24 protein-coding genes are annotated in these 22679 nt (G+C 66.4%); 13 read left to right on the top strand and 11 right to left on the bottom strand.

The features are described from left to right. Nucleotides 1-26: 26 nt before the first annotated feature. The 3 genes from ACQY8M_RS17630 to cimA all read right to left on the bottom strand — a co-directional run bounded on the left by ACQY8M_RS17630 (nt 27) and on the right by cimA (nt 4518). Nucleotides 27-1619: an MDR family MFS transporter gene (locus ACQY8M_RS17630; RefSeq protein ID WP_428674529.1), complete on the bottom strand. Its 1593-nt coding sequence runs from the start codon at nt 1617-1619 to the stop codon at nt 27-29. An 82-nt stretch (nt 1620-1701) separates the two neighbouring features. Further along, nucleotides 1702-2805, bottom strand: coding sequence for an HlyD family secretion protein (locus ACQY8M_RS17625; protein ID WP_428674527.1), 1104 nt, complete (start codon nt 2803-2805; stop codon nt 1702-1704). A 99-nt stretch (nt 2806-2904) separates the two neighbouring features. Beyond that, complete coding sequence (cimA, locus tag ACQY8M_RS17620; RefSeq protein WP_428674525.1) at nt 2905-4518, bottom strand: citramalate synthase; 1614 nt, start codon at nt 4516-4518, stop codon at nt 2905-2907. A 121-nt stretch (nt 4519-4639) separates the two neighbouring features. Here cimA and ACQY8M_RS17615 point away from each other — a divergent pair, with 121 nt between their 5' ends. The 3 genes from ACQY8M_RS17615 to ACQY8M_RS17605 all read left to right on the top strand — a co-directional run bounded on the left by ACQY8M_RS17615 (nt 4640) and on the right by ACQY8M_RS17605 (nt 6899). Then, nucleotides 4640-5761, top strand: coding sequence for a mandelate racemase/muconate lactonizing enzyme family protein (locus ACQY8M_RS17615; RefSeq protein WP_428674523.1), 1122 nt, complete (start codon nt 4640-4642; stop codon nt 5759-5761). Between the two features lie 131 nt (nt 5762-5892). Next, nucleotides 5893-6042, top strand: a complete 150-nt coding sequence (locus ACQY8M_RS17610) for a hypothetical protein (protein WP_428674521.1) — start codon at nt 5893-5895, stop codon at nt 6040-6042. A gap of 32 nt (nt 6043-6074) precedes the next feature. Continuing rightward, on the top strand, nt 6075-6899 hold the full coding sequence (locus ACQY8M_RS17605) for a c-type cytochrome (protein WP_428674519.1): 825 nt from the start codon (nt 6075-6077) through the stop codon (nt 6897-6899). 45 nt (nt 6900-6944) lie between these two features. Here ACQY8M_RS17605 and ACQY8M_RS17600 read toward each other — a convergent pair whose 3' ends face one another. Further along, entirely contained in the window at nt 6945-8084 is a 1140-nt protein-coding gene (locus ACQY8M_RS17600; RefSeq protein ID WP_428674517.1) for a M48 family metallopeptidase, read from the bottom strand. A gap of 2 nt (nt 8085-8086) precedes the next feature. After that, a complete protein-coding gene (locus tag ACQY8M_RS17595) occupies nt 8087-9268 on the bottom strand; it encodes a YjgN family protein (RefSeq protein WP_428674515.1) in 1182 nt (393 codons plus the stop codon). Nucleotides 9269-9330: 62 nt separating this feature from the next. Between ACQY8M_RS17595 and ACQY8M_RS17590 the strand changes: the two genes are divergently transcribed. Next, nucleotides 9331-11358, top strand: a complete 2028-nt coding sequence (locus tag ACQY8M_RS17590; protein ID WP_428674513.1) for a methylmalonyl-CoA mutase family protein — start codon at nt 9331-9333, stop codon at nt 11356-11358. Nucleotides 11359-11367: 9 nt separating this feature from the next. On the opposite strand, the gene ACQY8M_RS17585 is transcribed toward ACQY8M_RS17590, so the two are convergent. Continuing rightward, nucleotides 11368-11739 carry a hypothetical protein gene (locus tag ACQY8M_RS17585; RefSeq protein WP_428674511.1) on the bottom strand — a complete coding sequence of 124 codons (372 nt, stop codon included), beginning with the start codon at nt 11737-11739 and terminating at the stop codon, nt 11368-11370. 79 nt (nt 11740-11818) lie between these two features. On the opposite strand from ACQY8M_RS17585, the gene ACQY8M_RS17580 reads away from it, so the two are divergent. Both ACQY8M_RS17580 and ACQY8M_RS17575 read left to right on the top strand, forming a co-directional pair. Beyond that, nucleotides 11819-12685 (top strand): DUF4743 domain-containing protein, encoded by an 867-nt coding sequence (locus tag ACQY8M_RS17580; RefSeq protein ID WP_428674509.1) that lies wholly within the window; start codon nt 11819-11821, stop codon nt 12683-12685. Between the two features lie 121 nt (nt 12686-12806). Then, nucleotides 12807-13175 carry a hypothetical protein gene (locus ACQY8M_RS17575; protein WP_428674507.1) on the top strand — a complete coding sequence of 123 codons (369 nt, stop codon included), beginning with the start codon at nt 12807-12809 and terminating at the stop codon, nt 13173-13175. Nucleotide 13176: 1 nt separating this feature from the next. Here ACQY8M_RS17575 and ACQY8M_RS17570 read toward each other — a convergent pair whose 3' ends face one another. The 3 genes from ACQY8M_RS17570 to ACQY8M_RS17560 are packed head-to-tail and all read right to left on the bottom strand — an operon-like array spanning nt 13177 to nt 14851. Continuing rightward, a complete protein-coding gene (locus ACQY8M_RS17570; protein ID WP_428674505.1) occupies nt 13177-13578 on the bottom strand; it encodes a PIN domain-containing protein in 402 nt (133 codons plus the stop codon). Beyond that, nucleotides 13578-13811: an AbrB/MazE/SpoVT family DNA-binding domain-containing protein gene (locus tag ACQY8M_RS17565; protein ID WP_428674503.1), complete on the bottom strand. Its 234-nt coding sequence runs from the start codon at nt 13809-13811 to the stop codon at nt 13578-13580. The genes ACQY8M_RS17570 and ACQY8M_RS17565 overlap by 1 nt, the downstream gene beginning before the upstream one ends. Before the next feature lie 59 nt (nt 13812-13870). Further along, nucleotides 13871-14851 carry a Bug family tripartite tricarboxylate transporter substrate binding protein gene (locus ACQY8M_RS17560; protein ID WP_428674501.1) on the bottom strand — a complete coding sequence of 327 codons (981 nt, stop codon included), beginning with the start codon at nt 14849-14851 and terminating at the stop codon, nt 13871-13873. Between the two features lie 77 nt (nt 14852-14928). Between ACQY8M_RS17560 and ACQY8M_RS17555 the strand changes: the two genes are divergently transcribed. The 4 genes from ACQY8M_RS17555 (at nt 14929) to ACQY8M_RS17540 (ending at nt 19908) form a co-directional block, all read left to right on the top strand. Next, a complete protein-coding gene (locus tag ACQY8M_RS17555; protein WP_428674499.1) occupies nt 14929-16320 on the top strand; it encodes a tetratricopeptide repeat protein in 1392 nt (463 codons plus the stop codon). A 181-nt stretch (nt 16321-16501) separates the two neighbouring features. Beyond that, on the top strand, nt 16502-17920 hold the full coding sequence (locus tag ACQY8M_RS17550; protein WP_428674497.1) for an amidase: 1419 nt from the start codon (nt 16502-16504) through the stop codon (nt 17918-17920). Beyond that, nucleotides 17917-19338: an amidase gene (locus ACQY8M_RS17545; RefSeq protein WP_428674495.1), complete on the top strand. Its 1422-nt coding sequence runs from the start codon at nt 17917-17919 to the stop codon at nt 19336-19338. Before ACQY8M_RS17550 ends, ACQY8M_RS17545 begins: the two co-directional genes overlap by 4 nt. A gap of 63 nt (nt 19339-19401) precedes the next feature. Then, on the top strand, nt 19402-19908 hold the full coding sequence (locus tag ACQY8M_RS17540; protein WP_428674493.1) for a hypothetical protein: 507 nt from the start codon (nt 19402-19404) through the stop codon (nt 19906-19908). 93 nt (nt 19909-20001) lie between these two features. On the opposite strand, the gene ACQY8M_RS17535 is transcribed toward ACQY8M_RS17540, so the two are convergent. Further along, nucleotides 20002-20223, bottom strand: a complete 222-nt coding sequence (locus ACQY8M_RS17535) for a hypothetical protein (RefSeq protein ID WP_428674491.1) — start codon at nt 20221-20223, stop codon at nt 20002-20004. A gap of 228 nt (nt 20224-20451) precedes the next feature. Here ACQY8M_RS17535 and ACQY8M_RS17530 point away from each other — a divergent pair, with 228 nt between their 5' ends. After that, a complete protein-coding gene (locus ACQY8M_RS17530; protein WP_428674489.1) occupies nt 20452-21003 on the top strand; it encodes a hypothetical protein in 552 nt (183 codons plus the stop codon). Between the two features lie 4 nt (nt 21004-21007). Here ACQY8M_RS17530 and ACQY8M_RS17525 read toward each other — a convergent pair whose 3' ends face one another. Further along, a complete protein-coding gene (locus ACQY8M_RS17525; protein ID WP_428674487.1) occupies nt 21008-21373 on the bottom strand; it encodes a PRC-barrel domain-containing protein in 366 nt (121 codons plus the stop codon). A 129-nt stretch (nt 21374-21502) separates the two neighbouring features. Between ACQY8M_RS17525 and ACQY8M_RS17520 the strand changes: the two genes are divergently transcribed. Both ACQY8M_RS17520 and ACQY8M_RS17515 read left to right on the top strand, forming a co-directional pair. After that, nucleotides 21503-21892 carry a PRC-barrel domain-containing protein gene (locus ACQY8M_RS17520; RefSeq protein WP_428674485.1) on the top strand — a complete coding sequence of 130 codons (390 nt, stop codon included), beginning with the start codon at nt 21503-21505 and terminating at the stop codon, nt 21890-21892. Between the two features lie 71 nt (nt 21893-21963). Next, nucleotides 21964-22674, top strand: coding sequence for an aspartate/glutamate racemase family protein (locus ACQY8M_RS17515; protein WP_428674483.1), 711 nt, complete (start codon nt 21964-21966; stop codon nt 22672-22674). The last annotated feature ends 5 nt before the right edge of the window (nt 22675-22679 follow it).

The following is a 22679-nucleotide window of genomic DNA, read 5'->3' as shown; positions in this document are numbered from 1 at the left end:
CGTGCCCCCGGGCAGAGAAGCCTTGGCTACCGCCGCGACGGCCGCGCCAGCATTGCCTGGCGGCGCATGAAGAGCAGTGCCGGAATGAAGATGACGGCCGATATCGCCAGCACGCGGAAGTCGTTGAGATAGGCGATCGACGCAGCCTGGCGATTGAGCTCCTCGCTCCACACGGCGATCAGCCGCGACGGATCGTCGATCGGCACGGAACCGAACGGCCAGCCGCCGCCGAACGGCATCAGGTGCGAGACGATGCGCGCGCGATCGACCGGAATGCCGTTCTCGATCGGTGTGGTGGCGAGCCGCCACAGCGGGTTGAACACCGTCAGATGCTCGGCCATCACCGAGCGGTTGATCTGCACGTTGCGGCCGAGCAAGGCGACCAGCGCGGCGACGCCGACCGATGCGCCGAGGTTCCGCATCAAGGCATTCAACGCTGCGCCCTCGGTGCGGATGCGCACGGGCACGGTGGCGAAGGCGAGCGTGGTGAGCGGCGGAAACACCAGCCCGAGCCCGCATCCCTGCAGGAAACCGTTCCAGATGATCCGCGCCTCGCTGACATCGAGCGTGAATAGCGTCATGTCGTAGAGCGAGATCGCGCACAGGCCGAGCCCGAGCGCGATGAGCCAGCGCGCGTCGACCTTGCCGATCAGGCGCGACACCACGAACATCGAGAGCATCGTGCCGATCCCGCGCGGCGCCATCACGATACCGGTGGTGAAGACGGGGTAGCCCTTGAGCTGCTGCAGGAAGGGCGGCAGCAGGGTCGCGGTCACGATCATCAGCAGGCCGGTGACGGCGGTGAAGGTGAGCCCGATCATCAGGTTGCGATCGCGGAACAGGTCGCGCGGCAGGAACGGATGGTCGCTCGACAGCATATGGAGCACGAACATCGCGGCAGCAACGGCGGCCACGACGGCTTCGACGATGATCTCCGCGGAGCTGAACCAGTCGATCTGCTCGCCGCGGTCGAGCATCAGCTGGAACGAGCCGATGGCGAGCGCCAGCAACGAGAAGCCGAGCAGGTCGAACGGCCGTGGCGTGTCGCTCGCCTTGTTCTTGACCAGGATCATGAGGCCGACCGCGCACAGGATGCCGACCGGCAGGTTGATGTAGAATACCCAGCGCCACGAATATTCGTCGGTCAGCCAGCCGCCGAGCGTCGGGCCGCTGATCGGCCCGAGCATGGTGCCGACACCCCACATCGCCATCGCCTTGCCCTGCTCCTCGCGGCTGTAGGCGTCCATCATCAGCGCCTGGCTGAGCGGCACCAGAGAGGCGCCGAAGACACCCTGCATGATGCGGAACAGCACGAGCTGCGGCAGCGTCTGGGCGGCGCCGCACATCATCGAGGCGATCGTGAATCCGATCACCGACGAGACCAGGATGCGTCGTACGCCGAAGCGCACCGCCAGGAAGCCGGCGAGCGGCGTCGCGATCGCCGCCGACACGATGAAGGAGGTGATGACCCACGCCACCTGCTCCTGGGTGGCCGACAGCGACCCCTGCATGTTGGGCAGCGCCACGTTGGCAATGGTGCCGTCGAGCGCCTGCATGATCGTGGCCATCATCACCACGACGGTAAGCCAGCGGCGGCGGCGGAGCTGCTCGGGAGTCATGGTCAGGCTTTTCCGGACCGCGAGCGTCTCGCTCGCTCGAGCTCATGAGCGAGCGAGACGCTCGCGGTCCGGGAGACCATGATCAGAGCCCGATGCTCTTGAGAATGTCGCCGAATGTGCGCTTGTGGCCGGTGTCGATGTCGATCGTCGCACTCATGCCGACGCGCAGCGGCGGATCACCCTCCCGGCATTGGACCGAGCTGCGCAAGGGGATACGCTGCACCACCTTGACCCAGTTGCCGGTGGCGTTCTGCGGCGGCAGCACGGAGAACTCCGCACCGGTCGACTGGGCCAGCGACGTGACCTTGCCGGTGCACTTCATGTCGGGATAGGTGTCGATGGTTATGCTGACCGGTTGGCCGACCCTCACGCGGGTGAGCTCGGTCTCCTTGAAGTTGGCCTCGATCCAGAGGTCGGTGTCGGCGACCACCGCGACCGACGGCACACCCATCACCGCATAGCTGCCCGGCACCAGCACCTTGGAGACGATGCCGTCCAGCGGCGCCTCGATCGTGGTGCGTCGGAGATTGAGCAATGCTTCGTCGCGTGCGGCCAGCATCTGCTTGACCCTGGGATGGTCGTCGACCTTGATCTTCGGATCACCGGCGAGCTGTGCCTCGATGCGCTGCAGCTCCTCCTCGGCGGAGGCGATGCGCTGGCGCGCGACCTCCGCCGACATGCGCGATTCCTCGAGCTTGGCGGCTGGAGCGAACTTGCGCTCGGCGAGGTCCTTCTGACGCTCGTAGTCGGCCTGAGCATAGACCTGCTGGCTGAGAGCCGCCTTGATGTCCTCGCGCTTGGTTCGCCACTGCGCCCGCAGGCCGCGAATCTCGGCGCGCTGGATCTCGATGTCCGATTCGATCTTGGCAAGCGCCAGCCGGTAGGGCGTGTCGTCGAGCCGGTAGAGGAGCTGGCCGCGCGAGACACGCTGGTTCTCGCGGACCGCCACCTCGACGATCGGGCCGCTCAACTCGGTGGCGACATAGACCCGGTCGCCCTTGACGTAGGCGTTGTCCGTCTCGACGTAGCGCCCGGCGCCCAACCAGAAGAACAGCGCCGCCGCAGCAGCGAGGAACGGCAGCGACCACATGAGCAGGCGCACGAAGAAGCGGCCGCCGACGCGCGGGCGGCGCGCCACAGCTACCGCGATCGGCGGTGCCAGCGTCTGGGGTTGCTCTCCATCCATTGCTACATATGGTCTGCCGCCGGGTCGCGACCGTCAACCAACGGCCGGGCATGGCTGATTATTCGGGCGCAGCGGTACTCCCGACCGTACTGGAGGTCCCTACCCAGTGGTTGCCGCCGCCGGTCGTGCCCCGTCGCGGAACAGCTTGTAGGTAATGGCGTCGTACAGCGCATTATAGGAGGCGTCGACGATGTTGGGCGAGACGCCGATGGTCGACCAGCGAGCCCCTTTGGCGTCGGCGCTCTCGATCATCACGCGCGTGGTCGCGGCCGTGCCGCCGGCAGAATCAAGGATACGCACCTTGAAGTCGACCAACCGCATGTCGGCCAGCTCGGGATAGACCGGGATCAGCGCCTTCCGCAGCGCAGAGTCGAGGGCGTTCACCGGGCCGTTGCCCTCGCCCACCTCCATTGCGCGCCGGCCGGCGACGTCGAGCTTCACGGTCGCCTCGGACAGGGCGATCAGCTGGCCGCGGGCGTTGACCCGCCGCTCGGCCAGCACGCGGAAGCTCTGCAGCGCGAAGTAATCGGGCACGGTGTGAAGCTCATGCCTTGCCAGCAGCTCGAACGAGGCGTCGGCGCCGTCGTAGGCATAGCCCTCGGCCTCTCGCTCCTTGACGATCTCGAGCAGCCGCGCGACTCCCGGGTTCTTCGGATCGACCTCGAGGCCGATCTGGCGGAAGCGGGCCATGATGTTGGAGCGGCCGGCCTGGTCGCTGACCACGATGATCCGCTGGTTGCCGACGACCTCCGGATCGACATGCTCGTAGGTCTTGGGGTCCTTCTCCACCGCCGAGACATGCAGTCCGCCTTTATGGGCGAAGGCACGCGTGCCGACATAGGCGGCGCTGCGATTGACACCGACATTGAGGCGATCGTCCAGCAGACGCGAGAGATGGGTCAGCCGCTGCATCGCGCCTGCCTTAAGGCCCGTCTCGAAGCCCATCTTCAGAACCAGATTGGGGATCAAAGAGATCATGTTGGCGTTGCCGCAGCGCTCGCCCAGCCCGTTGATCGTGCCCTGGATCTGGCGCACGCCTGCGCGCACCGCGGCCAGAGTGTTGGCGACTGCATTCTCGGTGTCGTTGTGAGTATGGATGCCCAGACGATCGCCCGGGATCTTCTTCACGACCTCCGAAACGATCCGTTCGATCTCGTGCGGCAGGGTCCCGCCGTTGGTGTCGCACAGCACCAGCCAGCGCGCGCCGTTCCTCTCGGCGGCGGCAAGGCAGGATAGCGCATAGTCGGGATTGGCCTTGTAGCCGTCGAAGAAATGCTCGGCGTCGAACATCACCTCGTCCATGCGGGTCTTCGCATGGGCAATCGAGTCACCGATCATCTCGACATATTCGGCGCGGTCGAGCTCGAGCGCGACGTCGACATGGAAATCCCAGGTCTTGCCGACCATGCACACGGTGCGGGCCCTGGTCGACAGGATGGCACTGAGGCCGGGATCGTTGCCGGCGCTGCGGCCGGCCCGCCGTGTCATGCCGAACGCCACGAACTTCGCGTTCTGGAACGACGGCGGATCGGCGAAGAAGCGGTCGTCGGTCGGGTTGGCGCCGGGCCAGCCCCCTTCGATGTAGTCAATCCCCAGCAAATCGAGCTCGCGCGCAATCGCCGCCTTGTCCGCGACGGTGAAGTCGACGCCCTGGGTCTGGGCGCCATCGCGAAGGGTGGTGTCGAACAGGTAGAGGCGGTCGGAGGAGCTCATGGCGGCGGTATAATGGTCTCAGCGCCGGAAAGCACGGGCCGATCGCGGCCGGATTGCCCCCGAGGCCCCTGCCCCGTAAGACGGGGCACCTGCCCCGAATGCGGGGAGGAAGGGAGGGACAATGACCACGGCGACCACCATCACCGAGCTGCGCACCACGCTCCTGGAGGTGCCGTGGCACGGCAAGCCGCCCGAGACCGGCCTGAAGCTCGAGACCAAGCGCGACATCTACGTGCTCGAGATCGAGACCCAGGGCGGCATCACCGGCATGAGCTACCTGATGCCGTTGCGCGGTGGGCTGCACTCGATCGATGCGGCGATGAAGGAGCTGATCGCGCCGCACGTGATCGGCCGCGATGCGACGGAGATCGAGGCGATCTGGACGCAGCTCTACAAGAGCAACTTCTGGCTCGGCCGCATGGGCGTCACCCTGTTCGCGCAGAGCGCGGTCGACATGGCGCTGTGGGATATCGTCGGCAAACGCGCCGGACTGCCACTGTTCAGGCTGTGGGGCGCCTCGCGCACCGAGATCCCGGCCTACGGCTCGGGCTGCTTCCGCGGCCTCGGCCGCGACGGCATGATCGGCCGCGCGAAGGAATTCACGGCGATGGGGCTGAAGGCGATCAAGATGCAGGTCGCCCATATCCGACCCTGGCGCGAGGACGTGCTCAACGTCAAGGCGATGCGCGAGGCGATGGGCGGCACGGTCGAGATCATGATCGACGTCAACATGGGCTGGGACGCCGACACCGCCATCCAGGCCGGCCACCGCATCGACGAGTTCGATCCCTACTGGCTGGAAGAGCCGGTGATCGCCGAGGACTTCACCGGCTACCGCCGCATCGCCGCGGCGCTCAAGACCCGCATCGTCGGCGGCGAGAGCCACTTCACGCGCCAGGACCTGCGGCCGTTCTTCGAGGCGCCGCACCCGGTGCCGATCCTGCAGCCCGACCCGATGCGCGGCGGCTTCACCGAGCTGCGCAAGATCGCGGCCGCCGCCGAGCCGTGGGGCATCAAGCTGGCGCCACACCTGTTCCACGAGACGATGGTGCACTTGCTCGCCTCCATCCCCAACGCGAGCTGGCTCGAATACATGACCTGGAACGACGACCTCTGGATCGAGCCGGTCCTGCCGTCGAAGACCGGCACCATGACGCCGCCGGAACGGCCAGGCCACGGCCTCGCCTTCCGCCCGGAGATCCTGAAGGATCACCGCATCGGCGGGCAGCGCATCAGGGGCTGACGATCATCACCGGGAGCGCGCCACTCCCGTGATGCCTCTTTTCATGCTCTTCCGGACCGCGAGCCTCTGGCTCGCTCATGAGATTGAGCGAGCCAGAGGCTCGCGGTCCGGAAGAGCGTGAGCGCCACGGAATGGCGGTCGCGGCCCGTGGCGACGGTGGCGAGTTCGAGGCGCGTAGCGATGCGACCAACCGGCGCGACGGGCTGCTGTTGCCCGACGCCACGCTGGCCGATCTCGCCAGGGCCGGCCGCAAGATGGGTGTCACCGCAAGTTGGAGCTGAATGATCGGCGCGCCTTGCCTTAAGATGAAGCCATGATCGTCCTGCGCGCCTCGTTCTCGCTTTTCCTTGCCGTCGTCCTCGCCGGCGCAGCGCAGTCGCAGACACTGAAGATCGCCGACCGGCAGGCCTCGAAGACCGTCACCGCCCAGCAACTTCTGGCGGATCCGGCGACGCGTACGGTCACGATCCCAAACGATCCGGTCTATGGCCGGTCGATGACCTACCGGGCGCTTCCGGCGGTTGAGCTGCTGAAAGGCCTGGCGATCGGGCGCGAGGACTATGTCGAATTTGCCGCCACCGACAAGTTCTCGGTCGGCGTGCCGGCCCGGCTGTTGCTTGATTCCCCCGGCACGCGGCCGCGTGCCTTTCTGGCCATCGAAGCAGGGACGGAGCCCTGGCCGGCGATCCCCGATCGCGGCAAGGAGACGGCCGGCCCGTTCTTCCTGGTCTGGCAGGACGCCAAGCGCGGCGAGATCAGTTCCGAATATTGGGTCTACAAGCTCGCCTCGCTGGAGGTGACCGACAGCCCGTACAAGCGCTGGCCCGCGCTCAATGTCCCCGACAACCTGCCGTCAACCCACCCCGCCCGGCGGGGACTGGACCGCTACGTCACGCTCTGCATCTCCTGCCACCGCTTCAACGGCGCGGGCGAAGGCGAGATGGGGCCCGACCTCGCCAAGCCGATGAACCCGGTGGACTATTTCCAGCCTGAGGCTTTCCGCAAGTTCCTGCGCAGCTCCAAAAGCGTGCGCGACTGGCCCGAGCGCAAGATGCCGAGCTTCGTCGAGGACATGCTGAGCGAGGAGGACATGGAAGCGCTCATCGCCTGGCTGACCTACAAGGCCCGCCACCCTTAGGCATCGATCATGGCACAGCGACCGAGGTCGCATCCGGTTGCGGACTTAGAGCCGATTTGTTGGCGGCAGTGGCGCGGAGGGCTTCATCCCGGGCCGATTGGGTGCCGGAGTTCGCTCCTTTGGTCCGCAGACCGATTGCAGCGCCGCCCACTGCGCGTCGCTGAAAGCGGGTGTCCCGGTCGCCGGTCGCCGGGTCGCGGCGATGCGTTCGGCGGTCGGCGGATGGCTCGACCAGATGCCGATCGCGGACGCCATGTCGACGGGCTGCTTCTCGAGCATCCGTTCGAAGAACCTGGAGACGCCGTCGGCGCGCAGGCCGAGCTTTTCGAGCAGCTCCACGGCAGTGGCATCGGCGTCGCGTTCGAAGCTCCGCCCGTTGCGCAACGCCAGCAGCAGGCTGCCGCCGGCGCCGACGGTGCCGAGATCGGAGAAGCCGCCGGTCATCGACCTCAGCAGCTGCTCGACGCCGAACTGCCGCGCCAGGCCCTTGATCGCGTGATAATGCGTGACGTGCCCCATCTCGTGCGCCAGCACGCCGGCCAGCTCGTCGCCGTCGCGCGTGAGGTCGATCAGGTCGGAATAGAACACCAGGATGCCGCCCGGCAGGGTGTAGGCGTTCACCGGTCCGCCCTTGACGATCCGCACGCTGACCGGATGCGGATAGCCAGCCGCCTTGGCCAGCCGCGTGGCAAGGCCGTTGATCGCCGCCAGCCCGGCCCGGCCCTGGCAGAGCGGCTGCTCGCCGGTCAGGTCCTCGGCGACGCTCTCGCCCAGGCGGCGCTGCAGGTCGTAGGGCACGTACGGCGCGACAGTGCCGCTGCCGACATCGATGGCGATCCAGAACAGGCCGATCGCGGCGGCCAACGTGGCCCCGAACAAGGCGATGCGCGGCAGCGCCGCCGGCCGCGACCGGCCGAGGGCGGCGAGCGGCGGCATGGTCTGGGCGAGCTGCCGACGCAGCTCGGGATCCTCGATCACCAGGCGGCCCTCCTCGCCGCGGCGCGCGACCGGCGGCGCCTTCTCGTGCTCGGTGTCGCCCAGCACGACCAGCTCGCTGGACGGCCAGCGTGCGACCACCTGCGAGTCGACGGCGTCGATGATCAGCAGCTCGTGGCTTGCGGGGCGCACCGTGACCTCGCGGGCCAGCGCTACCTTGCCGTCGTAGTAGCGCGCGCGAGCGGCCACGATCAGAAACCGGTGACGTCGAACATGTCGAGCAACCCCTCGCCGAAGCGCGGACCGCGCTGCGCCGGCTGGCCGATCGTCGCCCCTTGCGGCGCGCCGTAGATCCACAGCTCGCCCGCGATCAGCCGCAGGGTGCGATGCATCACCCACGGCCAGCCCAGCCCGAGGGTCAGCACGACAATCAGGTAGTTCAGCACCATGAAGCCCCACATCTGCCGCGTCGAGATCGCGGAAGCGAACAGAACGTTGCCGGCTCGCGTGCGTGCCACGAGATAGCGCAGCAGGTAGGCCTGCCACCAGCAGCGCAGCGGCAGGATCATCAGGCCGAACACGATGTAAAGGACGACGCCGGCGGCGATCAGCAGCAGCACGGAGCGCAGGCTGGGCGCCGTGACGAGCTTCTCCACCTCCTCGGCCGTGAAACCGAGCTGCATGCCGCCGGCAATCACTGCTGCGACGACCAGACCAATCGCCAGTATCCAGACGAAGATGTTCAGGAAATAATAACCGATGTAGCGGCCGTAGATGTCGCCGGCACTGCCAGCGAAATCGAAGCGCTGTGTGCCGAAGAAGGCGTGGGAAATGCGCGGCCGCGCGAGATTGACGGAAACGAGCGGCGTCAGGAGCTGCCCCGTGATGGCATTGGCCATGTTGAGCAGCGTCGCCAGGCCGCCGTACGCCCAGGCCGATCCAACCATACCGCAGCGGATGCCGCGCCAGCGCGTACGCGAAAGCCTGTAGCGCAGCCCCGCATACTGGCCGACGAAGGCGAGCGGGATGCCGATGAAGACGATAGACAGGTAGAACAGGTTCATGAAGCCCAACCCCGGGACCGCATGCGCCTCGAAGCCGAACTCCCAGACCAGCCACATCAGCCCGGCCCAGATGCCGAGCACCGCCAGCACCAGCACGAAGCCGATCATCAGCTCGATGCCGCGGCCGCGATATTCGAACCGGTCGCCGAGGATCGAGAGGTGGTTCCAGAGGTAGCGCCGCAGCCGCGTGCGGCCCCAGAAGCGCGACCAGCCCAAGGTCAGCACCATCAGCGTGAGATGACGGAGATAGATGCCGTACAGCTCGCCGAGCTTGCCGTCGTAGACTGGCCGGCTCGGCGTCAGATCGAGCGGAATCGGCACGGGCTGCGCGGCCGAACCCTTCTGGCCCCAAGGGGAAATGTCGCTCAAATCGGGTCTTTATCCCTTGGCTGCAGCGCGAAAAATCGTATGCTGCAACGCAGCATGATCAGGTGCCCGGAGTCTACACCATGACCACCCCAGCCGGCGACAAGCCCCTCAAGGAAAGGCCTCTCAAGGATCGCCCTTGGCTGATCCGCACCTACGCCGGCCATTCGACCGCGGCCAAGTCGAACGAGCTCTACCGCACCAACCTGGCGCGCGGTCAGACCGGCCTGTCCGTCGCCTTCGATCTGCCGACCCAGACGGGCTACGATTCCGATCATCCGCTGGCCAGGGGCGAGGTCGGCAAGGTCGGCGTGCCGATCAGCCATCTCGGCGACATGCGCACCCTGTTCGACGGCATCCCGCTCGACCGCATGAACACGTCGATGACGATCAACGCGCCGGCGGCATGGCTGCTCGCGCTTTACATCGCGACGGGCGAGAGCCAGGGCGTCGATCGCGCCAAGCTGCAGGGCACGACGCAGAACGATATCATCAAGGAATATCTCAGCCGCGGGACCTACATCTTCCCGCCCGAGTCCTCGCTGCGCCTGACCGCCGACACGATCGGATTCACCTATCGCGAGGTTCCCAAGTGGAACCCGATGAACGTCTGCAGCTATCATCTGCAGGAAGCCGGCGCGACGCCGATGCAGGAGCTGGCCTTCGCGCTGGCCAACGCGATCGCCGTGCTCGACGCGGTGCGCGCGCGGGGCCAGGTGCCCGAAGCCGACTTCCCGCAGGTCGTGGGGCGCATCTCGTTCTTCGTGAACGCAGGCATCCGCTTCATCACCGAGATCTGCAAGATGCGGGCGTTCGCCGAGCTGTGGGACGACATCACCCTGAACCGCTACGGCGTGACCGACGCCAAGCAGCGGCTGTTCCGCTACGGCGTGCAGGTGAACTCGCTCGGCCTCACCGAGCAGCAGCCCGAGAACAACGTCTATCGCATCCTGCTCGAGATGCTCGCCGTGGTCATGAGCAAGAACGCGCGCGCCCGTTCGGTCCAGCTGCCGGCGTGGAACGAGGCGCTCGGCCTGCCGCGCCCGTGGGACCAGCAATGGTCGCTGCGCCTGCAGCAGATCGTGGCCTTCGAGACCGACCTCCTGGAATACGGCGACATCTTCGACGGCAGCGCGGAGATCGCACGCAAGGTCGAGTCGTTGAAGGCCGAGGCGCTGGCCGAAATGCAGCGCATTGCCGACATGGGAGGCGCGGTGGCCGCGATCGACTCGGCCTACATGAAGCAGCGACTGGTCGAATCGAACCTCAAGCGCCTCGCTGCCATCGAGTCGGGCGAGCAGACCGTGGTCGGCGTCAACGCCTTCACCGAGGGCGCGCCCTCGCCGCTATCTGGCAGCGACGGCTCGATCCTGACCGTCGATGCCGACGTCGAGAGCGGACAGATCGAGCGCCTCAATGCCTGGCGCGCGGGGCGCGACAGCGACGCCGTCAAGAAGGCGCTGGCCGACCTCGCCTCGGCCGCGAAAGAGGACCGCAACGTCATGCCGGCCTCGATCGCCTGCGCGACGGCGGGCGTCACGACCGGCGAATGGACCGAGACCCTGCGCGCCGTGTTCGGTGAATACCGCGCGCCGACCGGCGTCGCGCGCGCCGCGGGCGTGACCGACGGCCGGCTCGAGGCCGCGCGCCGCGAGGTCGAGACGGTGTCGCGCCGGCTGGGGCGCCGCATCAAGATCCTGGTCGGCAAGCCCGGCCTCGACGGTCATTCCAATGGCGCCGAGCAGATCGCCGTGCGCGCCCGCGACTGCGGCATGGAGGTGGTCTACGAAGGCATCCGCCTCACGCCCGAACGCATCGTCAACGCCGCGCTCGAGGAGAGCGTGCATGTCGTCGGCCTGTCGATCCTGTCCGGTGGCCATGTCTCGCTGGTGCGCGACGTGATGGAGGGCCTGCGCGAGGCCGGCATCGGCGATGTTCCCGTCGTGGTCGGCGGCATCATCCCGCCGGCCGATGCCGAGTTGCTGATCAAGGCCGGCGTCTCGCGCGTCTACACGCCCAAGGACTTCGACCTGACCCAGATCATGCGCGACATCGTCGGCGTCGTCGACAGCGCCTGGAAAGAGGCGGCCTGACCGTTACGTTCAGCCGCGCACGGCAAGGCTGGCCGTCGCATGCAGCATCGCCTCGACGACGGCATGGCTGAACAGCCAGGTCTCGGTATGGACGACATCGCCGTCGCGCCGGATGACCCGCGACAGGGCGATGATGTCGGTCGGTTGGGCCTCGCGAAGGCGCGTCACGCCGAGATGGGTGATCGACGCCTCGACGCCCGCTGCCGCACGCAACGAGGTGTCCACCACCGTCAGCAACGCCGCCGTCGACCAGCCCACGCCCGAGGGCGGCGAGAACCGCACCCGCACGTCCTGATCCTGGCTCTCCTCGACGAACAGTTCGTAGCGGTCGCGCTCGGGCGTGGTCTTCTCGAGCTGGGCCTGAAGTTCCTCTTCGATCATGATGCACCCTCGCAAAGGAGCGCACTCCTGTCATCCTGGAGCGGGGTGACAGCCTTCACGCCGCCCGCTATGAGCGGCCATGTCCTTCCTCGACCACATCGCGCGCTGCAACAACGCCGACCTGAGCCAGTTCGAACCCTGGTACGTCGGCGACATGCGCGCCGGATTCCTGCATCGCGACTTCCTGCCGACCATCGCGGTGCGGCCCGACCTGTTCAGCCATCGCGATGGCGCCTGGTATCTCGATGCCGCGCTCGACAGCCCCGCCAAGCGCACGGCGGCGATCCGCGCCTTCCTGCTGGGCTTACGCGAGCGCGGCCTGTTCGGCCGGCTGTGGCGCGAGGAGCCCTACAAGGTCAGCACGCACTTCAATGCTCCCCTCCTGCTCGAGATGGAGCGCGCGGCAGTGCCGTGGTTCGGCGTGCGCGCCTACGGACCGCACATGACAGGCTATGTGAAAAAGCGCGACGGACTGCACATCTGGGTGCCGCGCCGCTCGTACGACAAGCCGACCTTTCCCGGCGAGCTCGACAATACCGTCGCGGGCGGCCAGCCGGCGAACATCGGCATCTTCGAGAACCTGATAAAGGAATGCGCCGAGGAGGCTGCAGTTCCGCGCGCCCTGGCCGAACAGGCCAAGGCCGTCTCATTCATCGCCTACTGGAATCAATCCGGCCGGCAGCTCAAGCCCGATGTGATGACCTGCTTCGACCTCGAATTGCCGGAGAATTTCACACCGATTGCACATGATGGCGAAGTGCACTCGTTCGAGCTGTGGCCGCTTGAGCGGGTCTACGAGACGGTGCGCGATACCACCGAGTTCAAATATAACTGCAATCTCGTGTTGATTGATTTCTTCGTGCGTCACGGCTTGATGCACGCGGACGACCCGGATTTCTTCGCTATCGTAGAAGGTTTGCACCGATTGCAACCGACCTTCCGATAAGTTGGCGGAGACGTTCCACAACAGCTCGATGTAATCTTACGGCAACGGCTTCAGTCGGGCGCAATGGCGCGTCGTTCCGAATACGTGACCGGCCTGACTGGTTTTGCGCAAGGCAGCCCTCATGCCCTTTCGCACTTGCTATGTCGTTTCGACCGTCTCTGCTCTCTTTATCGCAGCATCCTCCGCCGCACAGGACGGCAGGCATGGCCAAGGTCATGCCGAGAACCACGACTGGTACCAGGAGTTGAAGCAGCCCGGTACGGGCTACTCCTGCTGCAACGGCACCATGAACGGCATCGAAGGCGATTGCCGCCCGACACGTGCCTATCTCACCGAAGACGGCCAGTGGCGTGCGCTGATCGACGGCCAGTGGGTGTTGATCCCGCCGCGCGCCGTGCTGAAACAGCTTGCCCCCGACGGCCGCTCCCACATCTGCGCCAGCCGCAGCGGCATGATCTACTGCTTCCTCGGCGGGAGCCCGAAGAGCTGAGTCAGCGGCGAAAAGGATTGAGGATCGTCAGCACTTTGTCGATCACGCGGCCATGCTGCATGTCTTCTGTGAAGAGCGTATCGCACTCGGCGATGCGAGCGCTCGCGACAATGAGCGCATCATAGAAGGAGAAGTCATGATCGCGCGCCAACTCGACCGCAGCTTCGTGAACCGCCAGCGTAAGCGGCTCGACTCGACAAGCGGCCCGAATGGTCTTTAGCGTGTCCTCGATCTCCGGCCACGGCATACGATATTTGCGCGACGCCACCCTGACGAATTCGTTGAGCACCTGTACGCTGACCACACCACCTTCTGCCAGCAAATCCTCCGCACGGCTCGCCTTGGCCTCATCCTCGGTACCCAGGTAAAGGATGATGTTGGTGTCGAGGAACACCAGCGCCATCAGCTGCGCTCGTTTGCCTCCAGGCGGTCGAACTTGAAATCGGCGGGAATGCGACCGCGATATTTGCGCAGCCGAATCAGCATTGCTCTGACATCTTCTTTCCGGTGGACATCGAGCCGTCGCTTGCCCGCGACGTCGACCTCGATATCGTCACCTTCCTTGATGTTGAGCGCCTCTACCAAGCCGGCAGGCAGACGAATCGCAAGGCTATTACCCCATTTTGCGACCTTCATGGCGAACCTCCAATACTGGATATACGTCTCCGCCAATGTATATCAAGGACGACAGGCTATCAATTCGGTGCCGGGATATTCGAATCCTTGATGACCTGACGCCACTTGGCGACCTCGGTGGCGACGACCTCGGCGTAGGCCTCGGGCTTGCCGCCGACGGGGAGGAAGCCGAGATCGACGAGCTTCGCGCGCACCGTCGGGTCGGCGAGCGATTCGTTGAACGCCGCGTTGAGCCGATTCACCACCTCACGTGGCGTGCCAGCAGGAACGGAGACGCCGAACGGAATCGTGCATTCGGTGCCGGGCAGGCCCGCCTCGCCGACCGTCGGCACGTCGGGCAGCAGCGACACGCGCTCACTGGTCGCCACCGCGAGCCCGCGCACCTTGCCGGCGCGGATCGAGGTCGCGGTCGGTACCAGCACGTCGGAGAACAGCGGCACGTGACCGGCCATCACGTCCTTCAGCGCCTCGGAGCTTCCCTTGTAGCCGACATGCTCCAGCGGCAGCTTCAACTTCGCCTTCACATACTCGCCCCAGAGATGCGTGAGGCTGCCGACGCCGGCCGACGCGTAGGGAATCGTGCGGCCGGGATCGGCCTTCGCATAGGCCAGCAGCTCGGCGACCGACTTGAACGGCGCGTCGTTCGCCGAAGCAAGCAGCACCGCAAGATCGACGAAGCCCACGACCGGCACGAGATCCTTGTCGATGTCGTAGGGCACCTTCACGCCGAAAGCGGCGTTGGCGATCAGTGCCGCTGGGGTCAACAGCATCGTGTAGCCGTCGGGCTTGGAGCGCGCGACGAACTCCGTCCCGATGATCGTGCCGCCGCCCGCCTTGTTCTCGACCACGACCGGCTGGCCGAGCAGTGCCGCCAGCTTCTCCGCCACGATACGCGAGGACGTGTCGGTCGAGCCGCCCGGCGCATAGGGCACGATGAAGCGGACCGGCTTGTCCGGCCACGCCTGCGCGCGGCCGAGCCGCGGAACGAACGCAAGGGCCGATGCGGCCAACGATGTTGCCAGCAATAAACGGCGTTCCATTGGTTTTTCCTCCCGGTGCTTTGCGCAACCGTGCCATGGCGTGCGAAGGTCGGCCAAGAGAAACGAGGGCCATTGGATTGCGGGACGGGCAAGGGCTGGAAGTCGCGAACGCCGATGCGAACGCCATCGCGGCGCTCGATTTCCTGTGCGAGGAATGGCTGGTCTTCGGCAAGCGCTTCGACCGCTTCATGGCGGCCGTAGACACGGAAGAGACGTGCGCCCTGCTGCCGGTAATGGCGGCCAATCTCGTTTTGTCGATGAATTCGCAGGAAGGCCGCGCGCTCGGCGCCAGGTACATGGTGCGGGCCAAGGCGATGCCCGGCGCCGGCGCGCGCGAGAAGGCCTGGATCGAGGCGACGGACGCCTGGCTGGCCGGCGACGGCGCCAGGAGCCTCGCAATTCACGAGAAGCTCGTCGCCGAATGGCCGCGCGATCTGCTCGCCGGCAAGCTCGGCCAGCTCCACGCTTTCAACCAGGGCGATGCCGAGGCGCTGCTGCGGATCGGCGAGCTTCTGCTTGCCGCGAACGAGGACAATCACTACGTCCGGGGCATGTATGCCTTCGGGCTCGAGGAGTGCAACCGCATCGACGAGGCCGAGGCGCACGCCCGCAAGGCAATCGAGATGCAGCGCAAGGATCCGTGGGCGCACCATGCTCTGGCGCATTGCCTCGAGGCGCGCGGGCGTCTGGTCGAGGGCGTGGCGTTCCTCGAGTCGGTCGGCGACACGTGGGAGGACTGCAACTCCTTCATGTACACCCACAATTGGTGGCATCTCGCCCTGTTCCTGATCGACCTCGACCGCCTCGACGAGGCGCTGGCACTGTTCGACAAGCGCGTCTGGGGCGTGTGGAAGGAATTCTCCGAGGACCAGATCAACGCCATCTCGCTGCTCGCCCGACTCGAGTTGCGCGGCGTCGATGTCGGTGAACGCTGGGCCGATGTCGCATCCTATCTCGGGCAGCGGCTGCACGATCATTTCGTGCCCTTCCTCGACCTGCAGTACCTCTACGCGCTCGCCCGCGCCGGCAGGCAGAGCGCCCTCACCGAGATGCTGGCGAGCCTCGAGGACCGCGCCGAGAGCGCAAAACCGTTCGAGCGCGAAGCCTGGGCCGACTGCGCCGTGCCTGCCGCGCACGGCCTCGCCGCCCACGCGCGCGGCGATCACGCCGAGGCTGCACGACTGCTCGGCCAGGCGATGCCGCACCTCCAGCCGATCGGCGGCAGCATCGCGCAGCGCGCGCTGTTCGGAGCGATCCGTCTCGACTCGCTGATCAAGTCGGGCTGGAACGATGCCGCCGTGAAGATCCTGCAGGCCGACGAGCGCGAACGGCCCTCCGTGCCCTCGACCAAGCGTGCGCTGGCCGACCTCTACCGCAAGCTCGGCCGCGCGGAGCAGGCGATGACCGCCGACTACCAGGCCGAGCAGCTCGCCCGGAAATACCTAGCCGTTCGCGGGGTCGCGGCGTGATGCACCATCTCCTTTGCCCTCCCCCTCCGTCAGCGTCAGACGCTGACACCTCCCCCGCAAGCGGAGGAGGGAAAGGAAGGCTCGGCCGATACTCTTCTGCCTCCCCCGCTTGCGGGGGAGGTGGCGCGGTAATCCGCGACGGAGGGGGCGTGACGCACCATCGCCGTTCCGGGGAAACTGCATGACCCACGACCTCACGCAGATGACCGCCACGCATCTCGGCAAGCTGTACGCCAGGGGCAAGGCCTCGCCGGTCGAGACGATGAAAGCCGTGCTGGCGCGCACCGAGGCGGTGAACCCGGTCCTCAACGCCTTCTGCAAGGTCGACACCGAGGAAGCGCTCCGTGCCGCGCGCGCGTCGGAGCGGCGCTGGACGAAGGGCCAGGCGCTGTCCCCGATCGACGGCGTGCCCGTCTCGATCAAGGAACTCGTGCGCGTGAAGGGTTGGCCGGCCTCGATGGGCAGCAAGCTCACCGACAAGACTGCCTCCGATGCCGATGCGCCGGCCGCCGCGAGGCTGCGCGAGGCGGGCGCGATCGTGTTCGCTCAGAGCACCAGCTCGGAGTTCGGCCACAAGGGCGTGACCGATACACCGCTGAACGGTGTGACGCGCAATCCGTGGAACACCGACGTGACGCCGGGCGGCTCGTCGGGCGGCGCGGGCGCGGCCGTCGCAGCTGGGCTCGGCCCGCTCGCCATCGGCACCGACGGCGGCGGCTCGGTTCGCATCCCGTCGAGCTTCAACGGCCTCGTCGGCCTCAAGGCGACCTACGGCCGCGTGCCGAACTGGCCGCCGACACTGAATGGCGATTTCTCAAACACCGGCCCGATGTGCCGCACCGCACTCGACTGTGCGCTGATGATGAACGTCATCGCCCGTCCCGACCCGCGCGATCCCACGCAATTGCCGTCCGACGATACGGACTACGTGAAGGCGCTGAAGCACAAGCTCAAGAAGCCTCGCATCGCCTTCCTGCTGCGCATGAGCGAGCATCCCCTCGACATCGAGGTCGCCGCGATGGTGACCAAGGCGGCAAAGCAGGTCGAGAAGCTCGGCTGCAAAGTCGAGGAGATCGACGCTCCGCCCTTCCCGCATGCCGATGCCGGCAAGAGCTTCGTTACGCACTGGCTCACCAACAGCGCGCGGCTCCTCGACATCTATCCCGAGGCGCGCTGGGGCGAGTTCGATCCCAACCTGCTGGCGGGGGCAAAGGCCGCGCGCGAACGCTACAGCGTGAAGGACGTGGTCGAGGCGCAAGCGGTTCGCCGTGAGGTCGCCGTCGCCTGGAACCTGTTCTTCGAGACGTACGACTTCCTGCTGACGCCGACGGTCGGCGTGCAGCCCTTCCCCGTTCTCAAGAACGCGCCGGACGGGCTCGACGGCAAGCCGAACTTTGCCTGGTCCCCGTATACTGCGACCTTCAACCTGACGCGCCATCCTGCCGCCTCGGTGCCGTGCGGCCTCAGCAGCGCCGGCCTGCCGGTCGGGCTGCAGATCGTCGCCGGTCATTTCAAGGACGCCGCGGTGCTCGCGCTCGCCCACGCCTACGCCGAAGCTCATCCACTCAAGTTCCCTGTGCTGCCGGAGACCAAGCAATGACTGCCGATCTCGCGATGATGCCCGCGCATCAGCTCGTGAAACTGTTCAAGGCGCGCAAGGCCTCGCCGGTCGAGGCGGTGAAATCCGCCCTCGCCCGCGTCGAGGCCTTCAACCCACAACTCAACGCCTTCCAGCATCTCGACCCCGACGGCGCCCTCAAGGCTGCGCGGGCCTCGGAGAAGCGCTGGAAGAAAGGCGGCGAGCGGCTCAGCGACATCGACGGCGTGCCGATCACCATCAAGGACATGGTCCTGACCAAGGGCCTGCCGACGCGCATGGGCAGCCTCGCGACCGACGAGAACGGGCCGTGGACCGTCGATGCACCGGTATCGCAGCGGCTGCGCGAGGCGGGCACCGTGCTGCTCGGCAAGACGACCTCGCCTGAGTATGGCTGGAAGGGCGTCACCGACTCGCGCCTGTTCGGCGCGACACACAATCCGTGGAAAATCGGCCGCACCTCGGGCGGCTCCTCGGGCGGCGGCGTCGCCGCCGAGGCGGTCGGCATGGGTAATCTCGCGATCGGCACGGACGGCGCGGGCTCCGTGCGCATCCCCTGCTCCTTCACCGGGCTCTTCGGGCTGAAGCCGACGCAGGGCCGCGTGCCGCTCTATCCTCCGTCGGCGCAGGGCACGCTCTCGCATATCGGACCGATGACGCGCACCGTGCTCGACGCGGCGATGATGATGAACGTCATCGCCCGACCGGACCCGCGCGACCTCTATGGCCGGCCCGACGATGCCGAGGATTATCTCAAGGGCTTCGACAAGGGCGTGAAGGGCCTGCGCATCGCCTACTCGCCCAACCTGGGCTTCGTCGAAAAAGAGAAGATCGACCGCGATGTCGCCGTCGCCGTCGAGGCCGCCGCGCGCGTCTTCAAGACGCTCGGTGCCAAGGTGGTCGAGGACTCGCCCGACTTCATGGGCATGGACCCGCGCCGGATTCTTAACGCGCACTGGCAGTCGAACGTCGCCGTGCTGTTCAAGGGCTTCAGCGCGGAAAAGCAGGCGTTGATGGACCCGGGCCTCGTGAAGGCGGCCGAGATCGGCGCCAATCTCGGCCAGGAGGCGGTCGTCACGGCGATCCACCAGCGCCAGCAGGTCGGCGTGATCATGAACGCGTTCCTCGCAAAGTACGACTTGCTGATCACCCCCACCATGCCGATGACCGCCTTCGCGGTGAACGAGAACGCGGCATGGGGCGGCGACGGCGTCGATATCGGCTGGACGCCGTTCACGCTGACCTTCAACCTGACACGCCAACCGGCCGCGACGATCCCCTGCGGGCTCGACCGCGAAGGGCTGCCGATCGGCCTGCAGATCGTCGGCGGGCACGCGCGCGACGCTTTGGTGCTGCGCGCCGCCGCCGCCTACGAGCGCGTGCGCCCGATCCCGGCGCCGCCGCTCGCCCACCAGATCTGAGCGAGGGACGTTCGCGCGGGCGCCCCCTGCATTCCGGGCTCACGAAAGAGTAAGCTCCGGCGCATGCCGTCTCTTGCCATCATGTACGGCCTCGACCTGGTGATCCTGCTGCTTGCGATCGCCAGCGCGCTTGCTGCCGGTCGCGAGCGGGGGCAGCGGCGGGTGCGGCGCTGGCACCTGCTGATCCCCGGCCTTGCCAGCACGGTCGGCGCGCTGATCCTGCTGTCCTATCCCGACATCCGCGACCTCGCCGATCCGCAGATGTGGACGGTCGGCCTCGCCGGATTGGGAGTCGGCGCCCTGCGCGGCTGGGCGATGCGCCTGGATTCCGACCACGCCTTCGCCCAGGTCCGGCTGAGCAGCGGCGGTGACGCGGCCTGGGTTGCCTGGGCCCTGGTGCTGCTCGCGGCGCTGCAGGGCGCGATCGAGACCGGCCTGCACGCCGAGAACCCGTATGAGGCGACCGCCGAGCTGCTGGTGCTGATCACCAGCGGCTACCTGCTCGGCCGCTCGATGGTCGCCTGGCTGCGCGCCCGCTCCAACTCGCATGTCGACCTACAGGAGGAATGAGGCCCGGCCGGAACGGGCGGCGAGGACTTACAGTAATGGACCAAGGGCGAGCAAAGGAGGCCGCCGAAGGACCGCGCCGCCTGGTGCGCGTTCCTACTGGCGCTGCTCCGCTACCGGCCGCGGGATGCCATCGTTGAGCGTATTGTTCACCCACATGATCCCGAGAACAATCGCGGCGGCAGAAAGAGCGACGGCAACCATGACGATCAGGGGCCTGACATTCTGCGGCTCGATGGCTTGTGGGTCGGCTGCGGTCTTCTCCCGCTCGGCCTCGCGGTTCAGGCGATCCAGTCGATTTCGGTCGTACGGGTCCATGCGCAGCAGCTTCTCTTCAATGCCGATGGCTGGCCTCGCGGAAGGTTGCAGTCCTATGATGAGGCCGTACCCGGGAGAAAGCGCATGAAGCGGCACGTATGGTTGTCGACCGGAGGCGACCCGCCGGAAGCTTCCAACATGAAGCTGCTGGGTTTGGAGCGACCCGGAGGCGCGCAGCGCCTGCCAGCCGACCGTCCATAGGCGGGGCGAGGCGGGAGTCAGATAGACATGCTCAGCCGGCGGACCATCCTCCAGACCTCTCTGGCCGGCAGCATGGTGGCCGGCCTCGCAGGCCTGGCGGCGTTCGCCAACTTCTATCCCAAGCCCGACCGCGACGAGGAAATCACCGGCTGGCGCCGCATTCCCTGGCCTTTCCCGCGTGATGCCTTCCCAGCCGGCCGCGCCTGGAAGCGCGACGACACCGAGGTCTATATACGGCCCAAGCTCGGCTTGTGCGGCAACTGCGATGCCGGTGTGGTCGAAGACTCAGAGGTCGACCGGGTGAGCGACATCGACCTGCTCGACGAGCAATTCGTGCCCCTGCGCGAGGGCAAGCGCATCCAGCTCACCGATCTGACGGGCCGCGCGCGGCTCTATCGCATCAGGAAGGGCGGGCGCGAGCGCGTCGCCGAGGGAATTGCGGTTTCCTACAAATGCGACCTCGTAGTCGCCATCGTCGTCGGCCCTGTTGCCGACGACGCGATCCTGAAGAACGCCCACCGGTTCCTCGAGACGAACACGGTGCAGGTTTGGATCAACGCCCTTCTGGAAGGGCGCTGACGGCTCACCAGTAGGTCGGCGCGCCGTAGTACTTGTCGACCCTGCGGCCGTAGTCCGGAGTCCATTCGAAGTCGTCGTCCGGATCCATCGTCGGGGCGTCCTCGAGCTGGCGCTTGTCGAGGTTCACGACATAACCGCCCTTGGTTTCGTCATAGGTCAGCGCCGACCAGGGCAGCGGATGCTGCTTCTCGCCAATGCCAAGGAAGCCGCCGAACGACATTACGGCGTAGATCGCCTTGCCGCTGACCTTGTCGATCATGATGTCGTCGACGCTGCCCAGATGCTCGCCGTTCATGTTGTAGACATCGGTGCCGTTGACCTTCTCGGCCGCGATCAGCGAGCCGCTGGTGATCTTGGTGACGTCAGCCATCGTTATTCCTCCTGCGATATCAGATTGCGGTGGCTGGATAACGCCATGGCTGGAAGCCAAGTTGCGGCACGGGGCAACGAATTGCGGTGCGATTTCGTTGAATGTCCACATCTTCATCTGAGGTTTCCCATGCGCTTGCCCGTTGTCGCCGCCTTGACCATCTCGCTTTTGTCGTTTGCAGCAACCCTGCCCGCGCAGGCGCAGGGCACGCAGCAGACGGTTCAGCTCGCCAAAATCGACGTGGTGAAGGCCTCGACGGGCTATCGCGCCAGCAAGGTGATCGGCGCGTCGATCATCAACGACGCCAACGAGACGGTCGGCAAGGTCGACGACGTGATCCTGGGCGACGATCGGACGTCCTATGCGGTCCTGTCGGTCGGTGGCTTCCTGGGCGTCGGGAACAAGCTGGTTGCCCTGCCCTACGAGGCGATCCGCAAGACCGACGAGAAACTGATCATACCGGGAGCGACCAAGGATGCCCTTAAGGCATTGCCGGAGTTCAAGTACGCCTCGAAGTGACGGAACGTCTCGATCGCGAGGGCATCGATACCGCCGTTGCGATAAGCCGGGCGGGGCGCGAAACTACCGCGATGACCCCCCTTCATATCGGCATCGCCGCCTGCTCGGCCGAGGGCGCTGCCCTCTGCTACCGCACGATCTGCACCGAAGCGCCGGCCCTGCTCGGCGCGCATGGCCATCCCGAAGTGACGATGCATACGCCGTCGTTCGGCGAATACATGGAGCACATCTACCGCGGCGATTGGCAGTCTGTCGGCACCATGATGCTGGCGTCGGCCGAGAAGCTCGCGCGCATCGGCGCCGACTTCGTGATCTGCCCGGACAACACCATCCACCAGGCTTTGCCATTCATCGAATCGCGCTCGCCGGTGCCGTGGCTGCATATCGCCGCCGGCGTGGCCGACGAGGCCAAGGCGCGCGGGTTTCAGCGCGTTGCCATAACCGGCACCAAGTGGTTGACCGAAAGCGAGGTCTATCCGCAGAAGCTCGCCGACCGGTCGCTGGGCTACATGCGCCCGGAACCCGCCGAGCGCGAGGAGATCAACCGAATCATCATGGACGAGCTGGTTCGTGGGATATTCAAGCCTGAGGGCGTGGCCTACTTTCAGAAGGTGATCGGCCGGCTGAAGACCGAGGGATGCGACGCCGTCGTGCTTGGCTGCACCGAGATCCCGCTGATCGTGAACGACGCCAACTCGCCGCTGCCGACACTCGATTCAACCCGCCTGCTGGCCCGCGCCGCGCTCAAGCGCGCGATCCCGGGGCGTGCACAGGCAGCATAGCTGGA

This window comes from Reyranella sp. (assembly GCF_965279465.1).
Classification (GTDB): domain Bacteria; phylum Pseudomonadota; class Alphaproteobacteria; order Reyranellales; family Reyranellaceae; genus Reyranella.
This window is presented reverse-complemented; position numbering and strand designations above follow the sequence as displayed.

Coding starts and splice junctions, on each gene's coding strand:
- ACQY8M_RS17630 (WP_428674529.1), bottom strand. CDS start 1,619: ATGACTCCCGAGCAGCTCCGCCGCCGCCGCTGGCTTACCGTCGTGGTG.
- ACQY8M_RS17625 (WP_428674527.1), bottom strand. CDS start 2,805: ATGGATGGAGAGCAACCCCAGACGCTGGCACCGCCGATCGCGGTAGCT.
- cimA (WP_428674525.1), bottom strand. CDS start 4,518: ATGAGCTCCTCCGACCGCCTCTACCTGTTCGACACCACCCTTCGCGAT.
- ACQY8M_RS17615 (WP_428674523.1), top strand. CDS start 4,640: ATGACCACGGCGACCACCATCACCGAGCTGCGCACCACGCTCCTGGAG.
- ACQY8M_RS17610 (WP_428674521.1), top strand. CDS start 5,893: ATGGCGGTCGCGGCCCGTGGCGACGGTGGCGAGTTCGAGGCGCGTAGC.
- ACQY8M_RS17605 (WP_428674519.1), top strand. CDS start 6,075: ATGATCGTCCTGCGCGCCTCGTTCTCGCTTTTCCTTGCCGTCGTCCTC.
- ACQY8M_RS17585 (WP_428674511.1), bottom strand. CDS start 11,739: ATGATCGAAGAGGAACTTCAGGCCCAGCTCGAGAAGACCACGCCCGAG.
- ACQY8M_RS17580 (WP_428674509.1), top strand. CDS start 11,819: ATGTCCTTCCTCGACCACATCGCGCGCTGCAACAACGCCGACCTGAGC.
- ACQY8M_RS17575 (WP_428674507.1), top strand. CDS start 12,807: ATGCCCTTTCGCACTTGCTATGTCGTTTCGACCGTCTCTGCTCTCTTT.
- ACQY8M_RS17570 (WP_428674505.1), bottom strand. CDS start 13,578: ATGGCGCTGGTGTTCCTCGACACCAACATCATCCTTTACCTGGGTACC.
- ACQY8M_RS17565 (WP_428674503.1), bottom strand. CDS start 13,811: ATGAAGGTCGCAAAATGGGGTAATAGCCTTGCGATTCGTCTGCCTGCC.
- ACQY8M_RS17560 (WP_428674501.1), bottom strand. CDS start 14,851: ATGGAACGCCGTTTATTGCTGGCAACATCGTTGGCCGCATCGGCCCTT.
- ACQY8M_RS17550 (WP_428674497.1), top strand. CDS start 16,502: ATGACCCACGACCTCACGCAGATGACCGCCACGCATCTCGGCAAGCTG.
- ACQY8M_RS17545 (WP_428674495.1), top strand. CDS start 17,917: ATGACTGCCGATCTCGCGATGATGCCCGCGCATCAGCTCGTGAAACTG.
- ACQY8M_RS17540 (WP_428674493.1), top strand. CDS start 19,402: ATGCCGTCTCTTGCCATCATGTACGGCCTCGACCTGGTGATCCTGCTG.
- ACQY8M_RS17535 (WP_428674491.1), bottom strand. CDS start 20,223: ATGGACCCGTACGACCGAAATCGACTGGATCGCCTGAACCGCGAGGCC.
- ACQY8M_RS17530 (WP_428674489.1), top strand. CDS start 20,452: ATGCTCAGCCGGCGGACCATCCTCCAGACCTCTCTGGCCGGCAGCATG.
- ACQY8M_RS17525 (WP_428674487.1), bottom strand. CDS start 21,373: ATGGCTGACGTCACCAAGATCACCAGCGGCTCGCTGATCGCGGCCGAG.
- ACQY8M_RS17520 (WP_428674485.1), top strand. CDS start 21,503: ATGCGCTTGCCCGTTGTCGCCGCCTTGACCATCTCGCTTTTGTCGTTT.
- ACQY8M_RS17515 (WP_428674483.1), top strand. CDS start 21,964: ATGACCCCCCTTCATATCGGCATCGCCGCCTGCTCGGCCGAGGGCGCT.